Origin of the sequence: Pseudomonas borbori (assembly GCF_900115555.1) — a bacterium.
GTDB lineage: Bacteria > Pseudomonadota > Gammaproteobacteria > Pseudomonadales > Pseudomonadaceae > Aquipseudomonas > Aquipseudomonas borbori.
In genome coordinates this window covers 1-3,729 of record NZ_FOWX01000079.1, presented here as the reverse complement: position 1 = coordinate 3,729, position 3,729 = coordinate 1, and the positions used below count along the sequence as shown (strand labels likewise).

Genomic DNA, 3,729 nt, shown 5'->3' with positions numbered 1-3,729 from the left:
TCAGGTGAATAACGCGGCATTGCACAGCTCTTTCCGCCCCCGGCCTCGTTTTTTGATGAATCCGATCAGGCGACAACTATCCTGACACCGGGGGCCCCGGCCAAGCCGGAAAGTGCCGGGATGCTGATGAAGGGGCTTGGTCAGCGCTATGTGCAATACATCAATCGTACTTATCGTCGTAGCGGCACGCTGTGGGAAGGTCGCTTCCGCTCCTGCTTGATGCAGGAGGAGAGCTATGTGCTGGCCTGCTATCGATACATTGAGATGAACCCGGTGCGAGCTGGAATGGTGGAGCATCCGGCGGAATATCGTTGGTCGAGTTATCGAGTGAATGCCCAGGCTGAGCAATCCGCATTGATCAAGCAGCATTCCTTGTACCAGGCGTTGGGCGAGGCGGATGGGCCGCGGGCTGAGTCCTATCGCGAGCTTTTTCGGCATCAGCTTGAGCCTGGCCTGGTCGATCAAATCCGTTCCGCCACCAACGGGAACTATGCACTTGGTAATGCCAGGTTTACGGCAGAGGTGGAAAGCATGCTGGGGCGGAGGGCGACCAGCGGAAAGCCCGGGCGACCGAAACAAAACCTCTGAGGTTGACTGAAACCGTGGTCTGTCCCCACATTTCCCATTTCATGGGCGCCAGCCTCTCGATCGACGGTGGCTTCGCCGCTTAAGCCAGCGCTATCAACAAGCCCCGCAGAGTTTTACCCGCGGGGCTTTTGTGTGAAAAAGGGGACGGTGAAAAAGCCCCCGTGCTCTTCAAGAACAGGTTCACTCAACCGAGGCCACGATCGAGGTTGAGTGTGTTGGCAAAAGAGCCCCAGCAGAAATGCTGGGTTTTTTTGCGTTTTATTCGACCGATGGAGTTGTGCGCCGCGATACAGGGGCTGTCATGGTTTCGTCGTCTTCCTTGGTTAGCGTCAAGGCCCCGTCGATTAACCTGAAGGAGCCTTGCATGAGCCCCAATGATGAACAGAGCACAACGCTGTTCGGCAATGGTGATGAACTCCCCAGCAACCATTCCGGCAACCCGCATATCAACCAGCTAATCAACCAAGGTCTGGCGCGCCGCCAGGTCGTTGCAGGCGGGGCCGCTATCAGTGCCCTGGCATTTCTCGGCATTGGCCTGTCGACCAGTGCCGCAGCCGCCGAGCCACTGGATGCGTTGCAAGAACGCCTCAAGGGTCTGCCCTTCAAGCGCAATCGTCTGCCCTTCTCGCCCGTGGCGGTTACCCGCGCCGACACCGTCAGCGTACCGCCCGGGTTCAGCGCCAAAGCCTTTATCCCCTGGGGCACGCCGCTCACCGGCAGATACCCGGCATTCGCCGAAGACGCCAGCAACAGCGCCCAGGACCAGGCCGAACAGCTCGGCATGCACCACGACGGCATGCACTTCTTCCCCATCGATGCGCAGTCGGGTCACGGCAAGCGCTCCGATCACGGCCTGCTGGTACTCAATCACGAGTACATCGATGCGCAACTGCTGCATCCCAACGGCCCGACCACGGTCGACGGCAAACGCACCGTCGCCGATGAGGTGCGTAAGGAGATCAATGCCCATGGCGTTTCGGTGGTTGAAGTCCGCCGTAACGCCACGGGCGACTGGCAGGTCGTGCGCAGTCCGCGCAACCGGCGGATCACCGCCGCCACCCCGATGATCATCGCCGGTCCGGCCCGCGGTCATGCGCTGATGAAAACCCGCCACAGCAACAGCGGCACCTGGGCCCGCGGCACGCAAAACAACTGCGCTAACGGCCATACGCCCTGGGGTACCTACCTCACCTGCGAAGAGAACTGGGCCGGTTATTTCGCCAGCCAGGATGGCGAGCAACCGCGCGAACACAGCCGCTACGGCATTGGCAAAACCAGCCGCTATGGCTGGGAGACCCTGGCCGGCGATGAGTTCCAGCGCTTCGACGCCAGCCGCCGCGGCGCCGACGCCAGCGAGGACTATCGCAACGAGCCGAATCAGTTCGGCTGGATCGTCGAGATCGACCCGTTCGACCCGCAATCGGTGCCGGTCAAGCACACCGCCCTGGGCCGTTTCGCCCATGAGGGTCTGGTGTTCGCCCCGGTCAAGCCCGGCAAACGCCTGGTCTGCTATTCCGGCGACGACGCGCAGAACGAGTACATCTACAAGTACGTCAGCCGCGACAGCTACCGGCCCCGGAAAAGCCGCGACAAAAACCATTTGCTGGATATCGGCACGCTCTACGTCGCCCGTTTCGATGCCGACGGCACTGGCACCTGGCTGGCCCTGGATCACGCCGACCCAGCCTTCCAGAGCGCCTGTGCGGCCGCCGGCGTGAGCTTCGCCGATCAGGGTGAGGTGCTGGTCAATACCCGCCTGGCCGCCGATATCGTCGGTGCCACCAAGATGGATCGTCCGGAATGGGGCGCGGTAAACCCGGACACCGGCGATGTCTATTTCACCCTGACCAACAACAGCAGTCGCACCACCGGCGATGCCGCCAACCCACGCAGCCCCAACCCTTACGGGCACATCATCCGTTGGCGCGAAGCCAGCCGCGACTTTGCCGGCAACCGTTTCGCCTGGGACATCTTCCTGCTCGGCGGCCCTGTGGACGATAGCCGCGACCCCAACGGCCAGCCGTTGAACGAACAGAATATTCTCGCCAGCCCGGACGGCCTGTGGTTCGACGACGAAGGACACTTGTGGATTCAAACCGACATGAGCGGCAACCAGCTCAGCAACGGCCCGTTCGGCAACAACCAGATGCTGGTCGCGGACCCGAAAAGCGGTGAGGTCAAACGCTTCCTGGTCGGCCCGCTTGGTTGCGAGGTCACCGGCATCAGCCAGACGCCGGACTTCAAGACGCTGTTCGTCAATATCCAGCACCCGGACGACGGCAGCACCTGGCCTGACGGCGCGGGCAAACGTCCGCGCTCGGCCACGGTGGTGATCAGCCGCGACAATGGCCGCAGGCTGCTGTAACCCCGCGGTAACCGCTGACCGGCCAGACCTGGCCGGTCAGCAACCGATAACGGCTATTCGCCAAGGCTCTGACATTTGTAACTGGGCGCCCGGTTTGGTCCGCGTGCAAAATTCAAGACCTGATACCCGTGGCAGTAAGTGGTTACAAGCGGCAAGCCAAAAGGCGAAATTGTGGACTGAATTCATCAGCAGCGGCGGACTGACCCGTAGTTTGGCCTCCGGGAGAGCAGCGCTGCTCTTGGGCTGAGGACCTGCCGGTAATGTGTCTGGCCGGCGAATTCGGGAAGAGGAGGGGGCTGAACAGCCCCCTGAATGGCTTAGAGGATGAAATCGGCAGTTGATAACGAATTGATGCCAGTGAGTTGGATGGCAAATTCGGCCGACGCATCCGCGTCGGTATTGCCGTAGAGGATTGTCCCTACCAGCTTCAGTTGCCCTGCTGTCGTAAAGGCCGTTGCGCTGCCGATCAACGACGTGAAGGCATCATTGGCGACGGTTGCCGTGTTGGCATCGAGCGTCGAGAGATCAATCCTGTCTTGCCCGCGAGTGAAGTCGGTGATGACATCCCAGGTCGTGCTGGTCAGTCCCATCTCGCTGAAGGCATCGAAGTCGAAGATGTCATTACCGCTACCACCAATGAGAACGTCTCTCCCTACCCCACCAATCAACCGGTCATTGCCTGCGCCGCCGCTGAGCGTATCGTTGCCCAACGATCCGTTGAGCGTGTCGTTGCCGTTACCGCCGCTCAGTACGTTAGCCGCACTGTTGCCGACAAG

Annotated in this window: 3 protein-coding genes; 2 read left to right on the top strand and 1 reads right to left on the bottom strand. The window is 61.1% G+C overall.

Annotated elements, in window-relative coordinates; all coding sequences use genetic code 11:
* Window positions 1-120: 120 nt before the first annotated feature.
* Together BM315_RS23945 and BM315_RS23940 are read left to right on the top strand one after the other, a co-directional pair.
* Window positions 121-588 (top strand): hypothetical protein, encoded by a 468-nt coding sequence (locus BM315_RS23945; RefSeq protein ID WP_244527378.1) that lies wholly within the window; start codon window positions 121-123, stop codon window positions 586-588.
* 364 nt (window positions 589-952) lie between these two features.
* Window positions 953-2,953 carry a PhoX family protein gene (locus BM315_RS23940; RefSeq protein ID WP_090506161.1) on the top strand — a complete coding sequence of 667 codons (2,001 nt, stop codon included), beginning with the start codon at window positions 953-955 and terminating at the stop codon, window positions 2,951-2,953.
* A 317-nt stretch (window positions 2,954-3,270) separates the two neighbouring features.
* Here BM315_RS23940 and BM315_RS23935 read toward each other — a convergent pair.
* On the bottom strand, window positions 3,271-3,729 hold a 459-nt coding region (locus BM315_RS23935; RefSeq protein ID WP_141124038.1), incomplete at its 5' end, for a M10 family metallopeptidase C-terminal domain-containing protein.